Source organism: Fictibacillus sp. 26RED30, from assembly GCF_015903845.1.
Taxonomy (GTDB): Bacteria; Bacillota; Bacilli; order Bacillales; family Fictibacillaceae; genus Fictibacillus; species Fictibacillus phosphorivorans.
The window spans coordinates 223,677-243,369 of sequence record NZ_JACZDV010000003.1 but is presented as its reverse complement, the minus strand read 5'-3'; the positions used below and the strand labels follow the sequence as shown (position 1 = coordinate 243,369).

The window sequence follows — 19,693 nt, the reverse complement described above, 5'->3', positions numbered from 1 at the left end:
TGCACTATAATGAAAGCGCTTACACTTTAAAGCAGCAAAGTGAAGAAGGAATAGAGTAAGTAGAGACATACTAGGGGGATTTACACATGTTTGAAAAAATATCACAGCATGAGCAAGTTGTTTTTTGTAACGATCCATCAACAGGTCTCAAAGCAATTATCGCAATACATAACACAACATTGGGTCCAGCACTCGGCGGATGCCGAATGAGACCATACGGATCGGTGGATGAAGCACTTGAGGACGTACTGAGACTGTCAAAAGGCATGACATACAAATGTGCAGGTGCGGATGTTGATTTCGGTGGGGGGAAATCGGTCATTATCGGAGATCCGACGTCAGATCGTACACCAGAGTTGTTTCGAGCGTTCGGACAGTTTGTAGATTCTTTAAACGGTCGCTTTTATACAGGAACGGATATGGGTACGACGCCTGATGATTTTGTTCACGCGTTAAAAGAAACGAATTGTATCGTCGGGGTACCCGAGGAATATGGCGGAAGCGGCGACTCTTCTGTTCCAACAGCACAAGGAGTTATCTATGGCCTTCAAGCTACGATTCAGACTCTCGAAGGAACAGATGAACTCGCAGGTAAGTCCTACTCTATACAAGGATTAGGAAAAGTAGGGTTTAAGGTCGCAGAGCAGCTGCTCGCTGCCGGTGCACAGATCTATGTAACGGATATTAACGAAAAAGCGTTAAAGATGATTCAAGAACGAGCAGAACTGCTTCCTGGAAATGTGGAGGTGGTTGAGGGAAGCGACATCTACGGGGTGGACGCTGACATCTTCATACCATGTGCACTAGGAGGAATCATTCACGACGAGACGATCGAACAGTTGAAAGTTAAAGCGATAGTTGGAAGTGCTAACAATCAGCTTTTAGAAGATAAACATGGGCTTTACCTGCAACAAAAAGGAATCCTATATGGTCCGGATTATATTGTGAACGCAGGAGGGCTCATTCAGGTAGCTGATGAGCTTTATGGACCGAACAAAGCTCGTGTCTTAACAAAAACGAGAGCGATCTATGACAGTTTGATACAGATCTATAGTGAGAGCACGAAAAAACAGATATCTACGATGGAAGCAGCAAATCTTTTCTGTGAGGAAAAACTTGCAGCTCGTTCAAAACGAAACAGCTTTTTCGCTCACAACCGAAGACCAAAATGGCAAGTTCGAAACTAAGGAGGGAACCTATCCATGGAAAAGTTATTTCCAAAGATGCAGATCATTAACGAGAACGGTGAGTGGAATGACGAAACATACCGCGGTGAGATCACAGAGGAACTAACGAAAGAACTTTATACGAAGATGCTTCGTTCGAGGCTTTTCGACCGTAAAGGGGTAAACCTGCAGCGTCAAGGACGGATCGGAACGTATGTTCCTTTCGAAGGGCAAGAAGCGTCACAGATTGGAAGTGCAATGGCGATGGGTGAAGGCGATTGGATGTTCCCGACTTATCGAGATCATGCGGCAACGATGACATTTGGTCATTCGCTAAAAACGCTTTTTCTTTATTGGAAAGGCCGCCAAGAAGGATGTATTCCTCCAAAAGGGAAGAACATTTTTCCTCCAGCCGTTCCGATCGCATCACAGCTTCTTCATGCGACGGGCGCCGCATGGGCTGAAAAGTTAAAAGGTACAGATCGTGCTTCTATCGTTTACTTTGGAGACGGTGCAACATCAGAAGGTGATTTTCATGAAGGCTTAAACTTTGCTAGCGTGTTTAACGCTCCTGTTGTTTTCTTTAATCAAAATAACGGATTCGCGATTTCTGTACCGATCGAAAAGCAGATGAAAAGTAAAACGATCGCTCAAAAAGCAGTAGCGTATGAAATGGAAGGCGTTCGATTAGATGGTAATGATGTATTTGCCGTCTATTTCCACACACGTACAGCAGTCGAACGTGCAAGAAAAGGGGAAGGACCAACGTTGATTGAAGCTGTAACGTGGCGTTATGGGGCACATACAACAGCTGATGATCCTTCGAAATATAGAAACCAAGAAGAATCTGTGAATCGCCGTGAAACGACAGATCCGATTCTTAGACTAGAGCGGTTTATGAAGAACGAAAACATGTGGGACGAGAAATGGGCAACTGATCTTCAAGAAACGCTTACACTTGAGATCGAAGCAGCAGTAAAAGAGATGGAAGAAGCACAAGCACCGCATTATAAAGATGTGTTTGATCATGTGTTTGCAGAGAATCCTTGGCCGATCGAAAGCCAAAAAGAAGCATACGCTCATTCAAGAGGTGATCGCTAATGACAACGCTAGTAGATACGAAAAAATTAACGATGGTTCAAGCTGTAACAGACGGTATGAGAGTGATGATGAAAGAACACGAGAACGTAATCGTGCTTGGTGAAGATGTTGGACAGAACGGCGGAGTGTTCCGTGCAACAGATGGTCTAGTTGCTGAATTTGGAGAGAATCGAGTCATTGATACACCGCTTGCTGAATCTGGCATTATCGGTACATCGATCGGGCTTGCGATGAACGGCTTCAAACCAATCGCTGAGATGCAGTTTCTTGGTTTCATCTATCCTGCGTTCAATCAGATCATGACTCATGCGTCTCGAATCCGTGCGAGAACACTTGGACATTTTACAGTGCCAATGGTCATTCGGGCACCTTTTGGAGCAGGCGTACGTGCACCTGAAATCCATTCTGATTCTGTTGAAGCTTTATTTACGGGGATGCCAGGAATGAAGGTTGTTGTTCCATCTAATCCGTATGACGCAAAAGGGATGCTTGTTTCAGCGATTGAAGATCCTGATCCTGTTCTCTTCCTAGAGCCGATGCGCTGTTACAGAAGTACGAAGATGGATGTTCCTGAAGGAAAGTATAATGTTCCACTTGGAAAAGCCGCTCGTCTTCAAGAAGGAAGCGATGTAACGATCTTTGCTTATGGCGCGATGATCGAAGTCGTTATGAAAGCTGCAAAGACAGCAGAAGAAAAAGGGATCAAGTGTGACGTGATCGATCTTCGTTCACTCTATCCGTTAGATAAAGAAATGATCGCTGAAAGTGTACAAAAAACGGGCCGTGCAGTCATTGTTCACGAAGCACCGGGAACGGGTGGACTTGGAGAAACAATCATGTCATTGATCAATGATACATCTTTCCTGTATATGAAAGCTCCAATTGAACGCGTAACAGGTTTTGATACTCCGGTTCCAATGTTTGCACTAGAAGATCACTACTTGCCAAGCGCAGATCGTGTTGTTCAAGCTATTAATAAAGTAACGCAATTTTAGGAGGTGAGTGTGAGTGGTAGAAGTAAAATTGCATGATATCGGAGAAGGAATGCATGAAGGAGAAGTTATACACTTTTTCGTAAAAGCAGGAGACTCCGTTAAAGTTGATCAGCCTTTAGTAGAGGTTCAAACGGATAAAGTAACCGCAGAACTACCATCCCCAGCAGCCGGAACGATTAAAGACATCAAGGTAAAAGAAGGAGATGTAGTGACTGTCGGATCTGTCATCTTAACGATTGATGCTGCCTCCGCGCCGTCTTCTCAAAATGCAGAAGAAGTTCCAGAATCTAATGATCAACCGGTCGTTGAAAAAATCGTTAAAGCACCTAGCCACACTACCTTTGCTGGCGGTATTGCAACACTGAACAAACGTGTTCTAGCTGCTCCTTATACGAGAAAAATTGCTCGAGAGAACGGTGTGGATATCGAACAGGTCAATGGCACTGGACCTGGGGGACGAGTGACTGACCAAGACGTTTATAACTATATGGATCAGCCTACTACAGCAGCAGAAGCAGAGGAAACACCAGTTAATTCTGTAGAAGAAAAAGAGACTACTTCGACTCACGTGTATTCAACAAGTGAACCGGAAGAGATTCCTTTTAAAGGGCGCAGAAAGCAGATCGCGAAGAAAATGGTTCAATCTCTTGCGACGATTCCGCACGTTACGCATTTTGAAGAGATCGATGTAACAGCTGTTATGAATCTGAAGAAACAGCTTAAAGCGATGGATCCAGATAACAAGCGTGGCATGAATGTTTCTGTTGCAGCGTTTTTCGTAAAAGCGATTCAGATCGCATTAAAAGATTTCCCGATTTTTAACGCAAAACTGGATGAAGAAAAAGAAGTTATTCGACTTGAGAAGAACGTGAACATCGGAATTGCTACAGATTCTGATGAAGGGTTGATCGTACCGGTTATCTCTCATGTGGAACAGAGAAATGTAAGGGATATCGCGGTTGACATGAAAGACAAGATCACGCGTGCTAAGACAAACAAGTTGAAGGGTTCAGATATGACTGGCGGCACATTTACAATTTCTAATGTTGGACCGCTTGGATCGATCGCTGCGACACCGATCATCAACCACCCAGAAGTGGCACTTATGGCTTTTCATAAAACAAAGAAAACGCCTGTTGTGATCGGAGATGAGATCGTGATCCGTTCTATGATGAACGTATCTATGTCGTTTGACCACCGAGTTGCAGACGGTGCAACAGCTGTCATGTTCACGAACCGAGTAAAAGAACTCATCGAGAATCCTTACTTCATGACACTGGAGCTGATATAGATGGTTGTAGGTGATTTTGCAACAAAACGACAACTCGTTATTATCGGAGGCGGACCTGGTGGATACCATGCTGCAATTCGTGCGGCACAGCTTGGAATGGAAGTTACGCTAATCGAAAAAGAAAAGTTAGGCGGCGTTTGCCTTCATAAAGGATGTATTCCTTCAAAGAGCCTTACACAGTCTGCTTCTAACTTTTCTAGCCTTTCTCAGTTTAAAAACATGGGAATTTCAGTTTCAGAAGCAAGCTTTGAATATGATACATTCTCAAACTACTATTCTTCGGTCGTAACTGGACTTCAAAAGGGAGTAGAAGCCCTTATAAAAGCGAATAAAATTGAGCATTTAACGGGTACAGCATCTTTCATGTCCAGTGAGAGAATAGGAATTGATTCAGGCCATCATTTTGAGATGTACGAATTTGAGCACGCGCTTATCGCTACAGGAAGTTTACCATTGTTGCCAAAACAGGCCACGTTATCTAATAGATTGGTGACACCACACACGTTGTGGGAGTTGAGAGGGCTTCCTGGAAGTCTATTCATCTATGGTGATGATTATTTCGCGCTTGAAGCTGCTATGGCCTACAAGCAGCTTGGAAGTGATGTTACGATAGCTATTCCAAGTGATGGATTTGGTCTAGACGCGAGCATCGAAAAAGAACTGCAACGAGTCTTAAAGAAAAACAAGATAAAAGTATTTAAGAATCATCTATGGGAAGGCGCAGAAGAGATGTCTGATTCAGTAACCGTAACGTTGATAAAAGACGGTGATGAAAAAGTTTCTGTTGAGACTTCTCATGTATTGTATGCCGCTGGCTATTCGCCGAATGTGGATAGTCTAGGACTAGAAGCGATTTCAATCGAACGTGACGAGAATGGTTTTATTATCGTAAACGAACATAGCCAAAGTTCTGTTTCTAACATTTACGCGGCTGGTGACTGTACGATTGGGATGAAGTTAGCATCAAAAGCAATCAAGCAAGGCAAGACGGCAGCTGAACATATGGTAGGAATGCAATCAGCGTTCAATTTAAGTCTTGTTCCGCATGTAGTTCATACGAATCCTCCGATTGCTTCAGTAGGTCTGACTGAAGAGCAAGCCCGAGCTGAAGGCTATGAAGTGAAGACGGGTCAGTTCTCTATGAGCGGCAATGGCTTTGCATCTATTCTTGGCCAAAAAGAAGGTTTGTCCAAAATGGTGATGGATGCGAAGAGTGATGTCGTGCTTGGCATTCACATGATGGGAGCAGGTGCTGCCGAAATGATTCAAGCGGGGACATTTGCACTTGAGATGGTTGCACGCGAAGAAGATCTGTCCTACCCCGTGTACGCGCACCCAGCTTTAAACGAAGCATGGCTTGAAGCGATTGAAAGTGTGAGTGGAAAAGCAATTCATGTACCGCCTGCTCGCAAAAAAGAAAAAAGTTCAGTATGAATGATGATGTTAAAAAACGGTCTTGTAGGCCGTTTTTTTGTTGAGGTTGAGGGTATATAGCGTCTAGAGTTTGTCGAGTTCTGTCTTCTCGCCGATATATAGTTAAAACTCGCCGAATTATCGCCAAACTCGCTGGAATAAGTCCGGAATTTCTAGAATTAATTACTGAATTTCTAGAATTAGACACATTTATACCCCCATAGGTATCAGTGGAAACTTCTTTCGATGAGCTATATGACGTTTATATAGGCTACCCTTGAACTAAAATTACTAAAACTTTCATCCATAACCGAAAGAAACGTGAAATTCAATCAGAATAAACAAACAATTATCACTCACATGCCATTTTCTTTTTTGGGCTACATATATTAAAATGGCGATAAGATAACATCCGCTATAGGAAAGCACGGCGGATATAAAAGAAGTGAGGAATGCTGTTTGAAGAAGTTAGTTTTAACTGGCGGTGGTTCAGCTGGACACGTAACGCCGCATCTTGCCTTAATACCTAAATTAGAGAAGATGGGATGGGACTTGAATTATATCGGTTCTGTTGATGGTATAGAGAAAAGTTTGATCCAAGATGGAACGAACGTGCCCTATCACGGCATATCAAGTGGGAAATTGCGTCGTTATTTTGACTTGAAAAATATAAAAGATCCTTTTAAAGTGGCAGCGGGTGTTGCACAAGCTTATTTTAAGCTCGGAAAAATAAAACCAGATGCTGTTTTTTCAAAAGGTGGTTTTGTGGCTGTACCTGTAGTTATCGCCGCATGGATGCGTAAGATTCCTGTTTACATCCATGAATCAGATATTACCCCAGGTCTGGCTAACAAAATCTCATCTAAATTTGCTTCAAAAATCTTCGTTACGTTTGATGAAGCGAAGAAACATTTTGCTGCAGGGCAAGCGATCGTAACAGGTTCACCGATTCGTGATGAACTGCTTCAAGGATCAAGAGAGAAAGGTTTGTCCTTCTTAGGCTTCCGAAGCCATCTACCTGTACTAACAATCATGGGTGGTAGTTTGGGTGCGCGGAAGATCAATGAAGCTCTACGTGAAGCACTGCCTGAATTGTTACGCTCTTATCAGATCGTACACATCTGCGGAAAAGGCAACATGGATGAAAGTTTGGATAATACAGAAGGCTACAGACAGTTCGAGTATATTCAAAGTGAACTTCCAGACGTGGTTGCTGCAACAGACTTTGTGATTTCTCGTGCTGGATCGAACAGTATTTTTGAATGGCTGACGCTCAAGATTCCGATGCTGCTCATCCCGCTTTCAAGAGCGGCGAGCAGAGGGGATCAGATCCTAAATGCTCAATCCTTTGAAAAACAAGGCTATTGCCACGTCCTTTATGAAGAAGAACTAACAAAGGTGACATTGACCTCCTCTTTAAAAGATCTTAAGGCTGATCAAGAGCAGATAAAGAAAAGCATGGAAACATTTAAAGCTTCTGATAGCGTAGACCTTATTCTTCGCACCATCACAGGACAGAAGTAATGATAAGGGGTCTGTCCCGGGGACAGACCCCTTACAATTTATTCACCATTCACATCTTACAAAAACGGAGATGAAAAAGAAATGATGCCTAGCCCCGCCGTACATAGAGAAGAAACATCTTCATACTGGAAAAAGGGTGTTCAAGCTGGTTTGCCGATCGCGATTGGTTATATGCCAGTTGCATTTACATTTGGTCTGCTCGCTAAAGCTGCAGAGTTAAGTCTATTTGAAACGATAGGGATGAGTGTTATCGTGTTTGCTGGTGCTTCGCAATATATCGCCTTATCGATGATTGTTGCACTAAGTGGGGCTGCAGAACTAATTATGACTACTTTCATCATGAACATCAGGCATCTTCTTATGAGTGCTTCTCTAAAGGAACGTGCTGAGGATGAACCTAAATGGCTGCGTGCGATCTACGCTTTTTTTATAACGGATGAAACTTTTTCTGTTGCTGCAACCTCAGCCGAAAAAAAGATAACGGGAAGCTACCTGCTTGGATTAGGGCTCGTTGCATACAGCTGCTGGGTGATTTTTTCAGGAGTCGGTTATGTGATGGGGTCGGGACTTCCTCAATCGCTGCAGGACAGTATGGGGATCGCGCTTTATGCGATGTTTATCGCACTACTTGTACCTGCTGCCAAAAAGAGCAAGAAAGTAATTGCTCTTGCTGCAAGTGCAGCCGTATTAAATTCAATCTTCTCTTTGGTACCTACTTTAAAAGGGGGCTGGGGAATCATTTTATCCACATTGATAGCAGCAGTCTCAATCGAGTTTTTTATGAAAGGGGATGAGGGAGATGAGTGATCAATTCATATGGGTAATTGTCGGAATGGGAATCGTAACCTATATTCCAAGGATGTTGCCGCTCGTTCTCTTTCATACGAATCATCTACATCCAAGAGTGCAAGGAATATTGAAGAACGTTCCTTTTGCAATATTGGGGGCTCTCATTTTTCCTGGTGTGCTAACAATAAATCCAGAAAATTATCTATATGGATTCATAGGCGCTGGTGCAGCATTTATCGCCGCTTGGTTGAACTTAAATGTAATCGTGGTCGTGCTATCTTCTATCCTCGTTTTGTACGGTTATACGTTCTTGTAGGATATTGTCATAATTTACTTTGTAAATATTACACCTTATGAATTGATTTGTTGAAAAGGTGGGCGTATAATCACAATTAAAAGGAGGAGATACAAGATGCCTCATTTAGTTCGTTTTGTACTAATTGGTTTATTTTCCGTTTCAGCTTTATCTGTACTCTCTTTTCAAGCCGTTGAAATTTTCCATGCTGTAACGGACGTTGTACAATCTTTTATCTATAAAGATTAATAATTTGTAAAATCGGAGAGCTATCTATAGCTCTTTTTTTTGTTACCTGATAAGCTTCAAATAATGATTAACAAGCTTTCAATTATGGGTACACTTACTAATGGACTAAGCAATAAAGGATGATTTAGATGAAATTAATCGCAATTGATATGGATGGAACTTTAGTTAACCGACAGTTAAAAGTTACAAAAGAGAACAGCGAAACCATTAAGGAAGCTGTAAACGATGGCCATCATGTTGTCATCGCAACAGGCCGTTCTTATGATGAAGCAAAACACACGCTAGAAGATGCTGATCTTCATCTACCGCTTATTTGTGTAAATGGTGCAGAGATTCGATCAGAAGGGTGGGAGATCCTTTCTTCAATTCCTTTAAAGTTTGAGCAGTACGAGGATATTAAAAAGATTTTAGATGAAGAAGATATTTATTATGAGCTCTACACGAGCAAAGGAACGTTTACAGACAATCGTGAAAAAGCATACGAAGTAATGAAAGATATCGTATTAACTTCCAATCCAGAAGCAACAGATGACGATGTTCAAAAAGCAGCTCTTCGACGTTTTCGCTTAGGATTAGTAAGTGTTGTGGGAGATTTTGATAAACTATTGAGTGAGAATGGTATTGAGGTATATAAGTTCCTTGCCTTTTCTGCAGATACCGCGAAACTCCAACGTGCATTTCAGCATTTAAAAAGTGTTGAATCTCTTGCTGTCAGTGCTTCTGCTGATAACAACTTAGAGATTACAAACAGTGAAGCACAAAAAGGTGTGGCTGTTAAAAGATACGCTGAACTCAAAGGAATCTCGTTAACAGACACGATGGCAATCGGTGATAACTACAACGATGTTTCCATGTTAGAAGTGGCAGGTTTTCCTGTAGCGATGGGAAATGCTGTGGATGAGGTAAAAGAGATGGCCGCATTTGTTACGAAAGAAAATGATGAGAGTGGTGTCTCGTTTGCCATCAAGAAATTCTTAGAACAAAAATAAGCACTTACAAAAGCTGGTTCGAACATTTCGAACCAGCTTTTTTGTATACAAAAACTTCACACGTGATTTACAGAAATGCAAAAGCATGTTCATATTTCCTTGTTACAGTGACAAAGTAGTTCACTTACAACAAAGGGAGAGTGCAGCATCATGAAGAATATATTTAAAATGGGTGTAGGAGCTTTAGCATTAAGTCTGACATTTATAGGGGCTGATTTTTCTGTGGTTGATGCAAAAGAAAAACATAAAGACATCTTAAATGTAGCGCATCGAGGAGCTTCTGGTTATGCACCAGAACACACGATCACTTCTTATAAGATGGGTGAAAAAATGCATGGAGATTACATTGAAGTCGATCTTCAGATGACTAGAGACGGTGAGTTAATCGCAATGCATGATGAGACACTGGATCGTACAACAAACGGCACAGGACAAGTAAAAGATTTTACTCTAAAAGAAATCAAGCAGCTTGATGCAGGAAGCTGGTTTAATGAGAAATATCCAGAACAAGCAAAGGCAAAATACGAAGGTCTTCAAGTTCCGACATTGGAAGAAGTCTTTCAAACCTTTGGCAAGAATGCGAACTATTATATTGAAACAAAATCACCTGAAGTTTATCCGGGTATGGAACAAAAGCTTCTTGATGTAGTTAATGATTATGGAATTAACAAAGATAAGCTGTTGGTTCAATCGTTCAGCTCTGAAAGCTTGTTGAAGATGAACGAGATCGATCCATCCGTGAAACTTGTTCAGCTTTTAGAGTATACAACTCCTGCTGAATTAACGGATAGAGAAGTGCAATCAATCAAGCAATATGCGATGGGAATCGGGCCGAACAGCGATATGATCGACCGCGAGTATGTACAGAAAGCCGTTCAGAATGGTTTAGAGATCCATCCGTATACTGTAAATGAAAAAGAAGAGATGCAGAAACTGATCGATTGGGGTGTAACAGGTATTTTCACCAACTTCCCAGATCTTCTGCATGAAGTAAAAAAAGGGAAATAAGGAAAGAAAGCAGCTGATATAGATCTCAGTTGCTTTTTTCTTTTTTTACAAAAAAGACGTCGCCATCGTCCTGAAGCTGTGCGAAGAAGACCTCTTTAACATCTTGATAGCCCGCACTCTTCAATTGCTGATCCAACCAATCTTCTGACAAGCTATATTCCTTAAAAGGCTGATCTATTTTCTCACCATTAGAGATCAGCATTGTGGGCAAATATTGAGGAGCATCTGGTGGAATATTTAGATCTTCTTTTGTGACAGAATCTTTGAGCGGCTTTTTTAACACACTTAGTTGTCCGTTAGGCTCCATGACAGCATATTCTACTTCAGTAATATCAAAGACCGCACTGATCCTGAGCAACATCAATAAGTCATCCATAGACATCTGCATCCGCTTCAGCTCTTTTTGCATAATCTGCCCTTTTTTTATAACGATCGTCGGCTGACTCTTCGTGAGTTTTGTGAGTAGGGGAGAATGTCTGTTGAGAAATTCTATACCGAACACGGCTAACGCCCAAAAGCTAAGAGACGCCAAACTCTCCCAAACCGTGATCTCTTTGTGGACAACCATGTCTCCGATGATATTACCCATTGCGATGCCTGTTGCATAGTTAAAAAAAGTAAGTTCACCAAGTTGTTTTTTTCCGAGTAACCTCATGAGCATCAACAAAAAGGCAAAGCCTAGAACCGTTCTATAGATCGTGATTAAGATTCCATCCATCGTCATCCCTCATTTATATGTGCTGTTATCAGGATGCCCAAACAAAAATACGGCAAACAAAAAAGAGCGAACATGTTGTCCGCTCTTCTCATTATTTGCCAAACTGCATACGGAAATGAATTAATTTTTTCAACATGAAGAATGCTAATACGCCACCTATCGTTGCAGATAGGTAATAGCCAATAAGCGATCTGGAATCATAGTCGCCAAATATACCGCCACCTAACATTCCGAACGTTAGAGCAAAGCACAATACAACGCCAAAGGTAAAGAATCCTCTTCCTTTTTCGAATACAAGTAATCTACCGTTGTTCTCGTTCTTAGTTCTGCTAAATAGCCACGTTCCAAAAGCTACGGATAGAATCGTATAAGCCAGTGGAATCAGTAACATGACATATGGTATATGTGAGAAATCAGTAAAAGAATTATCTGAGAGATCTATATAATAACGAAATTCTATAATAGGAATTGGCAGTGTGAAACTGTTGATCAAATCGTTAAATAATACAGTAGATGGTGCATTATGATTGATAGAAATCCCGTGATATTCTAAAAATGAAACTATAAGAGATATAAAACCGAGTGGAAAGAATAAAAAGATCCCACTTAATACTAGTTGAGAAATTAAATTTCCTGCAATCGTTCCAATAAAAAGACTAAAAGAGAAAATAGCGATCGAGAAAGGAATAACCACCATCATGAATTTCAAAAGAAATGCAGCATCTGTTACTTCTGAAAGAATCGTAAACTTTACAATTAGCATACATAATAGCAAGTTGATTAACAGACCTGTTATGATATGACCTACTCCAAAAATCCATTTTGATAGAAAGATATCTTTACGTTTAAAAGGGAGTGAGAACGTTAGGTCAGTCGCATGAGTCGTTCTTTCACTGCCCACTAGAAGAGCAGCTAATCCTACGATCAAAAATAAGAAAACTACGATATCTGCACCAGTAAAATGAAAGTTCATGTAATAGTTTTCAGGTGCATCCGCATAAGGATCATTTTTTTGAGTTAACATGGTTTGGGCTTTTCCAAAGAAAGAATACGGTAAAAACAAGAACAATGAAATATAGATCCCCCATACGGCAGGGCTTCCTAGTTTTTGGTTCCTCATCCACAATGCTTTATGAAACATGTGATTCACCTCCAAGTGTTGAAATGAAAATATCTTCGAGAGTCATAGGTAGTTCTTCTAACAATAGCGGATTTTCTCCGTTCATCTTTTGGAGTGTCGCTTCAATGTTTCCTTTGATCATCAATGTATAGACACGTCCTGTTTGATTTAAGATGTTCACGTTGTTCAATTGCTCGATCTTTTCAGGCAGAGAGTGTTTGTAAACCACTTGAACTTTACGGAACGATGATTTTGCATCCTCGATAGAGGTTGTGGATTCAATTCGTCCTTCTTTAATCATGATAAGAACATCTGCCATCTTCTCTACTTCCTCTAAATGATGAGTAGAGATAAGAACGCATAGCTGTCGCTCACTCACTTCTTCAATAATAAATTGCAAGATATTTCTTTTTACGATAGGGTCAAGTCCGTTTGTTGGTTCATCTAAAATGATAAGATCCGATTTCGTTGAAAAAGAAAGGATCATTAAGAACAGCGCCTTCATGCCTTTGGAATATGTTCTGATTTTTTTATTTTTAGGAAGTTTAAAGCGGTCTAGAAGAGAGTAGAAGTATACAACATCAAAATCTTCATAAATTGCATCATATAGCTTTACGATTTCTTTAACGCTATAACTCTTTAAAATCTCAGTCGAATCTGGAACATAAGTAATCTTTTGTTTAATCTCAGGATTTTGATGAATATCTGTGTTATTAAAGAACACTTCACCTTCATCCGGATCTAATATGCCTGCGATTACGCGAAGTAGCGTAGACTTTCCAACACCATTTCTTCCGACTAAACCTGCAATCGTACCTGGTTCCAGTGTGATGTTCACATGGTCTAACACTTGAGAATCCTCTATCGTTTTACTAATATTATTCACTTTCAGCATGACTGTTTTTACCCCCAAGCTCTTCTGAAAAGTTTTTCAACCACTTTGATAATGTTTGGTGATCGATACCAAGATAGGAAGCGTCAATAATTAGCTGCTTCAGCTGTTGTTTGAGTTCTGTTGTCTTCTGATCATCTGCTTTAGGAATGATAGAAGCGGAAACAAACGTGCCTTTTCCTCGCAATGTCTCAATGATGCCTTGGCGTTCTAACTCTTGATAAGCTTTACTCACTGTATTTGGATTGATCAGTAATGTTCCTGATAGTTCGCGTACCGAAGGCAATTTTTCTTCTGGCAACAAAATTTCTCGCAAGATCAGTTCTTTGATCTGATGAACAACTTGTTCCCATATCGGTGTATTGCTTCGGGGATCTAAATTCAATATCATGTTATCCCACCTTTATATACTATATGTGTGTATTACTGTGTATAGTACACTTATAACATACAAGATTAGTAAATTTATGTCAACGTACTTTTCTTTACTTTTTTTGATTAGGATTACTACAATGAAAGAAGGAGGGATGAGACGTGAAATCGATTATTGATGATGCGAAGTTGCTTATTTTTGATCTGGATGGAACGCTATATGAAGATACAGACCATTTCGATTATTACTGTAGATTGTTACAAAAAAGGGTATCTGATGAGAAAAAGAAAGACTTTTGGGATACATATGAAAGTATGAAGAACGGGACACACCCTGTTGCAATCGGTAAAGTGTATGATATTAAAAATGATGCAAGTGTTACCGTCGATCCAATGACACTGCAAGTAACAAAAGTAACATCCTTTGATGGAACAGAGTGGCCAGAGGATAGAGTGAAAAAAGAATTCTCCGGCGAACTTGTATATGACTTTGAACGATTGATCGCGATCGGTGATGGATGGTGGCTGCCATATGCTACAGCTATGCATTTCGGTGTGAAGCAAGCAGATACGTGGGAATGCTATAACGCGACAAAAGAGTACATGGTAACTGATCAGTTCCAGCTATCGAAAACACCTGGTCTTAAACAGGCTTTGAAACTTTTCAAGGAAAAGAAAAAGGTAGTCCTTTTAACGAACAGTGAAAGAGAAGATGTAAAACGCTTGTTAAGTGAGTTGGAGCTAGATGGAATGTTCCATGCTCTCTATACCGAGAGTGAAAAACCGTTGAAGACGAAAGAAAAGCTCCAGACGATATTGAATGAATACGGTATAAAGCCTCATGAAGCAGTATCGATCGGTGATAATTTTATAAATGAAATCGCACCTGCACTTCTTATGGGGTTAAAAGCGGTTTACATTCAGCCGAATTCTATAGAAGTAGATCATGAAAACCTTCATATCGTCCCGACCCTTGCAAATGCTCTTTAAGATTTTACAAAGTATTTTATGAAAGCTTGTTCTAATTTGGACAAATCGCCCTACACTTTATAGTAGGTAATAAAGGGGGGCGCATGCTTTGAAAAAATCGTTACTTTTTGTGATCGGCTTTGCTATATACGCGGGTTTGATGTGGTTCTATTTGTTTCAAGGAGCAGACGCAAACTTGCCTGTGCATCTGAAGGGCTCTGCTGCGGATCCAGCAGTCTTTATGACAGACCGTGAACTGGAACTTAGCACTGATTTTTCAAGAATAAAGGATTTTATCTACTTCATATCTGTGCCGCTCGAGTGGTTGATCTATTTGTTTGTTCTAGGATTCGGATTTTCAAGATGGTTCCGAAAAGCATCTAGCGGTTTAACAAGGTTCTCTATTGTTCACACTGGAATCTACGTGCTTTTGCTTTCATTTGCTAGCTGGGTGTTAACATTCCCACTACGCTACTACAGTTTTACCGTTTCCAAAAGCTTTAATATATCTGTTCAATCTTTTCACAGCTGGATGAGAGATGGGTTAGTGGATTTCTGGATCAACTGGCTATTAACAACTGTGATGGTTGCTGTTATGTATTGGCTGATCAAAAAATATGAAAAAAGATGGTGGCTATACGCTTGGCTGCTTTCCGTTCCGTTTACTTTGTTTCTTTATTTCATCCAGCCCGTTGTAATCGATCCTTTGTATAACAAGTTCTATCCGCTGCAGGATGAAGTGTTAAAGGGTAAAATTCTAGATATTGCGGAAAGAGCGGACATTCCGGCAGAAAATGTTTATGAAGTGAACATGTCTGAAAAAACAAATGCATTAAATGCTTATGTAAACGGAATCGGATCAAATCTACGGATCGTCCTATGGGATACAACACTTAATAAATTGAGTGATAACCAAGTTCTGTTCGTAATGGCCCATGAGATCGGACATTATGTGATGAACCATCTGTATTGGAACTTGATTTCATCGGTGGTTCTCTCGTTCTTAGGATTATGGCTCGGAAATATGATCTATCGAAAATGGATAGAGAAGTACGGCAAGACATGGGGGATAAAGGGAGTAGGAGATTTAGCGGCACTTCCTGCATTGCTATTGATATTTTCATTATTGAGCTTTGCCGTATCTCCACTGGAAAATGCGGTCTCGAGAAAAGCAGAACGTGACGCTGATCTGTATGCGATTCAGATGACAAACAACCCGAAAGCAGCAGTAGGGGCATTTCAAGAACTTGCAACCGTTTCTTTAAGTGAAGTAAACCCACCAAAAATCGTAAAATGGTTTTTATACGGTCATCCGACCATGCTCGAGCGTATTCATTTCTTAGATAGCTATAAAACGAGTAAAAAGATGGAATAAAAATAAAAACTGGCTTCTTTGATAGTGGTTAATGCCACTTAGAGGAGCCAGTTTTTTTGTGAATTTATGAAGAAAGTCTACGTAAGATTAGTGATTATACTCGGTTCTCAGGATTTATGCTCGATTCCCATAGCTCTCCACATATCTTTTAACACCGCCACCGCATTAAGCCGCCAAATCACTGTACAGATTTCAAACTAACATTTGGCAGTACGAGTACTTCAACACGACGGTTTTTTGCTCGTCCCTCTGGAGTTTTATTCTCTGACTTTGGACGATATTCTCCATAACCGCTTGCGCTGACCTGGTTCGGTTTCAATGAAGGATTCTCAAGCAGAACGCGCATAAAGTTAATCCCTCTTAACGCGCTGAGTTCCCAGTTTGATTGAAAGTTTGCCGTGCTGATCGGTACGTTATCTGTATGGCCCGCGATAACAATATTTCGTGGTGGCGTGGTAACGAGTAGATCAGATAATTTTTTGCCGATCTCTCTAGAACCAGGTTTTACAGTTGCACTACCAGAATCGAATAAAGCATTATCTAAGATGGTGATCAATAAGCCGTTTTCTGTCAGCTTAGTTTGAAGACTAGAATCTAACTTGTTTGTTTGAATATAAGCATTGATCTTTTTTTCCATCTCTTCTAATTGTTCCAGTTCTTTCTTCGCTTCTTCAAGTCGTTCTTTTTCTTCTTTGGAAATGACTTCTTTTTGCGCATCAGGAATTGGTGTGGAGTCAGGAGAAGGGATCGGTACTTGTTCTTCCATTACGCCTGTGCCGCCTGTGAACTCATTTCGAAAAGCACTTGCCATCTGTTTAAACTTTTGAGCATCGATCTCACTCATGGCAAACAATACGATGAACAAAGCAAGTAAAAGCGTGAGCATGTCTGCATAAGGAATGAGCCAAGATTCATCCACATGTTCGTCATGATGCTTTTTCTTTTTAGCCAACTGAACCACCTGCTTTGTATTGATCGCGTTCGCTAGTTGGAATATACGTTAACAGCTTTTCTTCTAAAATTTTTGGGGATGTCCCGTCTTGAATAGATAACAGCCCTTCAATCATAATCTCTTTAATCATGATTTCTTTTTTTGACTTTCGTTTTAACTTATTAGCGAAAGGATGCCACAACACATAGCCAGAAAAAATACCGAATAAAGTAGCGATAAAGGCTGCTGAAATGGCTTTTCCTAAAGCTGTAATGTCGGCCATGTTTCCTAATGCCGCGACTAAACCTACTACTGCACCTAAGACACCGAGAGTTGGTGCATATGTACCCGCTTGAGTAAAGATGGTAGCGTTGCTTGCGTGACGTTCTTCCATTGTTTCTAAGTCTTTCATTAAGACATCTTTAATAAATTCAGGAGGCTGTCCGTCCACGATCATCTTAATTCCTTGTTGAAGGAAAGGGTCATCCACTTCTTCTGCTTTCGGTTCTAATGCAAGCAGACCTTCTTTACGAGCGACCGTTGCCCATTCAATGAAAATCGTTACTAGATCCTTCATATCAATGAGCTTTTGTTCTTTGAATAAAATCTTGAAAAGAGCAGGGATTTTTTTGATCTCGTTCAATGGAAATGCAATGAGGATAGCTGCTGCAGTTCCGGCAAATATAATAAGCAATGCTGCTGGATTCAATAATGCTGTAGGACTTGCGCCTTTTAAAAACATCCCGACACCTACCGCAAGTATGCCTAGAATGACTCCGATTAATGTTGTGCGATCCATAATGATGTTCCTCACTTTATCTTTAAATTCTGTATCTATTTTTCCTGAGCTATATTTTCTTTTATATCGGAAAGATAGAAGGAAACTTAATGATAAAAGTTGGAAAATATGTGATCCAAATTGCTTTATTTAACGTTATCTTTATACATCCATCGTAAAAAAAGACAAATACTGCCTCATTTTGTTATGATAGATTTATTCTGTGAGCAGTAAAGGAGACAAAAGATGGGTAGAACTTCTGATTACGAACTTTATCAAAAAGTTCAAGAAGAAAATAAAGAAGCCCTTGAAATGCTGTATGATCGATATGAGAAGCTATTGTTTTCTTTTTCATTTAAAATGTTGAGGCAAAAAGAGTTGGCTGAAGAGGCAGTTCAAGACGTTTTTATGAAACTGTGGCGAAAAAAGGGACTCTATTCAGAGGATAAAGGGAAATTTTCTTCATGGCTTTTAACCGTTACACGAAATGCCTGTATTGATTTAATACGAAAGCAACAAAAAAATGAAGTTGAGATTCTTGAAAAAGACATAGATTACGAACGAACAGAAAGTGTAGAAGAAACCGTAACATGGAATGAAGAAAGAGAGGGTCTGAAGAAAGCTGTTTCTACTTTAACAGAAGAGCAGCAAGACATTGTAGAAATGTTCTATTTCAAAGGCTACTCACAATCAGATATTGCAGAGCAAAAGAACATTCCTTTAGGAACGGTTAAGGGAAGGATACGTTTAGCACTGAAACATTTAAAAAAGATCTATGGTGAGAGGGGGGATAAATATGGAACCGAAAACTTGCGATAATTTGCTCCATTATTATAACGGGTTGTTAGAAGGTAAAGAAAAAGATGCCTTTGAAAAACACTTAAAGCAATGCGACGAATGCCAGGAAGAATGGACAGAATGGCAAGACCTTACAGCAGATCTTCCATATTTATCAGAAGAGGCACAACCTCCGATTGGTATGAAAGAACGTATTTTAACAAATGTAACGGCAGATGACTCTAGCCTTACACAACAAGAAACGCAACCTGGTGTTAAAACAGATGAAATAGCAACAAAGATTTCACCTATTTCTCAGCGGAAACCAAAACCTTGGGTACAAGGGTTACTTGCTGCTGGACTTATGTTATCACTTGGCACGAACGCGTATCTGTATAATGAAAATAACAAGAATGAACAAGTGATTCAAGAACAGGTTAATAAAACATTCAAAACGGTTCAACTAGCTTCTGAAGAAACAAAATCGACAGGTGTAGCATCAATGGTAAAGGAAAACGGTAAGATGAACCTTGTCGTTCAATCGAGTAACTTAACTCAAGTTAAAGGAACAGAGACCTATCAGGTTTGGCTGATTGAAGGAGACAAACCTTATCGAGCTGGCACATTTACGCCAGACGAGAATGGAAATGGTGCGGTAGTGTTCCCTGTTAAATTTGAAGGTGAACACAACTGGGATGCTGTCGCTATCTCGCACGAACCAACCCCAAACAGTAAGAAGCCACTAGGTACGATTGTTATGGCCTCTAATTTATAAGTACCCGACAGACAACAGCTTAAACATAAGTTGTTGTCTTTTCTCATTTTTAGGAAAAAGGGTTCATCTTTAACTTATTTGCCATGAGACGAGTAATGGGGACTTTGCAGTTACAGCACAAAATCCTCTATAATGAATAGGGTGAACCAACTTGAAAAGAGGAATT

The 19,693-nt window shown here is 40.3% G+C and carries 21 protein-coding genes; 15 read left to right on the top strand and 6 right to left on the bottom strand.

Going from position 1 to position 19,693, the window contains the following annotated elements; genetic code table 11:
- Window positions 1-86 precede the first annotated feature (86 nt).
- The 11 genes from IHV11_RS17110 to IHV11_RS17065 all read left to right on the top strand — a co-directional run bounded on the left by IHV11_RS17110 (window position 87) and on the right by IHV11_RS17065 (window position 10,820).
- On the top strand, window positions 87-1,187 hold the full coding sequence (locus IHV11_RS17110; RefSeq protein ID WP_197195646.1) for a Leu/Phe/Val dehydrogenase: 1,101 nt from the start codon (window positions 87-89) through the stop codon (window positions 1,185-1,187).
- Window positions 1,188-1,202: 15 nt separating this feature from the next.
- Complete coding sequence (pdhA, locus tag IHV11_RS17105; protein ID WP_197195645.1) at window positions 1,203-2,267, top strand: pyruvate dehydrogenase (acetyl-transferring) E1 component subunit alpha; 1,065 nt, start codon at window positions 1,203-1,205, stop codon at window positions 2,265-2,267.
- Window positions 2,267-3,262 (top strand): alpha-ketoacid dehydrogenase subunit beta, encoded by a 996-nt coding sequence (locus IHV11_RS17100; protein ID WP_197195644.1) that lies wholly within the window; start codon window positions 2,267-2,269, stop codon window positions 3,260-3,262. The genes pdhA and IHV11_RS17100 overlap by 1 nt, the downstream gene beginning before the upstream one ends.
- Window positions 3,263-3,275: 13 nt before the next feature.
- Window positions 3,276-4,553 carry a dihydrolipoamide acetyltransferase family protein gene (locus IHV11_RS17095; protein WP_197195643.1) on the top strand — a complete coding sequence of 426 codons (1,278 nt, stop codon included), beginning with the start codon at window positions 3,276-3,278 and terminating at the stop codon, window positions 4,551-4,553.
- Window positions 4,554-5,987, top strand: a complete 1,434-nt coding sequence (lpdA, locus tag IHV11_RS17090; protein WP_197195642.1) for a dihydrolipoyl dehydrogenase — start codon at window positions 4,554-4,556, stop codon at window positions 5,985-5,987.
- A gap of 438 nt (window positions 5,988-6,425) precedes the next feature.
- Window positions 6,426-7,490: an undecaprenyldiphospho-muramoylpentapeptide beta-N-acetylglucosaminyltransferase gene (locus tag IHV11_RS17085; RefSeq protein WP_197195641.1), complete on the top strand. Its 1,065-nt coding sequence runs from the start codon at window positions 6,426-6,428 to the stop codon at window positions 7,488-7,490.
- Between the two features lie 81 nt (window positions 7,491-7,571).
- Entirely contained in the window at window positions 7,572-8,297 is a 726-nt protein-coding gene (locus IHV11_RS17080) for an AzlC family ABC transporter permease (RefSeq protein ID WP_370568698.1), read from the top strand.
- Complete coding sequence (locus tag IHV11_RS17075; RefSeq protein ID WP_197195640.1) at window positions 8,290-8,595, top strand: AzlD domain-containing protein; 306 nt, start codon at window positions 8,290-8,292, stop codon at window positions 8,593-8,595. The genes IHV11_RS17080 and IHV11_RS17075 overlap by 8 nt, the downstream gene beginning before the upstream one ends.
- Window positions 8,596-8,691: 96 nt before the next feature.
- Window positions 8,692-8,823: a hypothetical protein gene (locus IHV11_RS21410; RefSeq protein ID WP_255520061.1), complete on the top strand. Its 132-nt coding sequence runs from the start codon at window positions 8,692-8,694 to the stop codon at window positions 8,821-8,823.
- Window positions 8,824-8,951: 128 nt separating this feature from the next.
- Window positions 8,952-9,812, top strand: coding sequence for a Cof-type HAD-IIB family hydrolase (locus IHV11_RS17070; protein ID WP_197195639.1), 861 nt, complete (start codon window positions 8,952-8,954; stop codon window positions 9,810-9,812).
- Window positions 9,813-9,962: 150 nt separating this feature from the next.
- On the top strand, window positions 9,963-10,820 hold the full coding sequence (locus IHV11_RS17065) for a glycerophosphodiester phosphodiesterase (protein WP_197195638.1): 858 nt from the start codon (window positions 9,963-9,965) through the stop codon (window positions 10,818-10,820).
- 25 nt (window positions 10,821-10,845) lie between these two features.
- Here the strand turns inward: IHV11_RS17065 and IHV11_RS17060 are convergent, their stop codons facing one another.
- The 4 genes from IHV11_RS17060 to IHV11_RS17045 all read right to left on the bottom strand — a co-directional run bounded on the left by IHV11_RS17060 (window position 10,846) and on the right by IHV11_RS17045 (window position 13,941).
- Window positions 10,846-11,538, bottom strand: a complete 693-nt coding sequence (locus IHV11_RS17060) for a YetF domain-containing protein (protein WP_197195637.1) — start codon at window positions 11,536-11,538, stop codon at window positions 10,846-10,848.
- Window positions 11,539-11,629: 91 nt separating this feature from the next.
- A complete protein-coding gene (locus IHV11_RS17055; protein ID WP_197190783.1) occupies window positions 11,630-12,679 on the bottom strand; it encodes an ABC transporter permease subunit in 1,050 nt (349 codons plus the stop codon).
- On the bottom strand, window positions 12,669-13,553 hold the full coding sequence (locus IHV11_RS17050) for an ABC transporter ATP-binding protein (protein ID WP_197195636.1): 885 nt from the start codon (window positions 13,551-13,553) through the stop codon (window positions 12,669-12,671). The genes IHV11_RS17055 and IHV11_RS17050 overlap by 11 nt, the downstream gene beginning before the upstream one ends.
- Entirely contained in the window at window positions 13,537-13,941 is a 405-nt protein-coding gene (locus tag IHV11_RS17045; RefSeq protein WP_197126922.1) for a GntR family transcriptional regulator, read from the bottom strand. The genes IHV11_RS17050 and IHV11_RS17045 overlap by 17 nt, the downstream gene beginning before the upstream one ends.
- A 143-nt stretch (window positions 13,942-14,084) precedes the next feature.
- Between IHV11_RS17045 and IHV11_RS17040 the strand changes: the two genes are divergently transcribed.
- Entirely contained in the window at window positions 14,085-14,912 is an 828-nt protein-coding gene (locus tag IHV11_RS17040) for an HAD family hydrolase (RefSeq protein WP_197195635.1), read from the top strand.
- A gap of 88 nt (window positions 14,913-15,000) precedes the next feature.
- Window positions 15,001-16,266: a M48 family metallopeptidase gene (locus tag IHV11_RS17035; protein ID WP_231620383.1), complete on the top strand. Its 1,266-nt coding sequence runs from the start codon at window positions 15,001-15,003 to the stop codon at window positions 16,264-16,266.
- Between the two features lie 178 nt (window positions 16,267-16,444).
- On the opposite strand, the gene motB is transcribed toward IHV11_RS17035, so the two are convergent.
- Entirely contained in the window at window positions 16,445-17,218 is a 774-nt protein-coding gene (motB, locus tag IHV11_RS17030) for a flagellar motor protein MotB (RefSeq protein ID WP_197126924.1), read from the bottom strand.
- A complete protein-coding gene (gene motA / locus IHV11_RS17025) occupies window positions 17,211-17,996 on the bottom strand; it encodes a flagellar motor stator protein MotA (RefSeq protein WP_197126925.1) in 786 nt (261 codons plus the stop codon). Before motA ends, motB begins: the two co-directional genes overlap by 8 nt.
- 225 nt (window positions 17,997-18,221) lie before the next feature.
- Here motA and IHV11_RS17020 point away from each other — a divergent pair, with 225 nt between their 5' ends.
- Both IHV11_RS17020 and IHV11_RS17015 read left to right on the top strand, forming a co-directional pair.
- Window positions 18,222-18,794, top strand: a complete 573-nt coding sequence (locus IHV11_RS17020; RefSeq protein ID WP_197126926.1) for an RNA polymerase sigma factor — start codon at window positions 18,222-18,224, stop codon at window positions 18,792-18,794.
- Window positions 18,772-19,527: an anti-sigma factor gene (locus tag IHV11_RS17015; RefSeq protein WP_197195634.1), complete on the top strand. Its 756-nt coding sequence runs from the start codon at window positions 18,772-18,774 to the stop codon at window positions 19,525-19,527. Before IHV11_RS17020 ends, IHV11_RS17015 begins: the two co-directional genes overlap by 23 nt.
- Window positions 19,528-19,693: the final 166 nt, after the last annotated feature.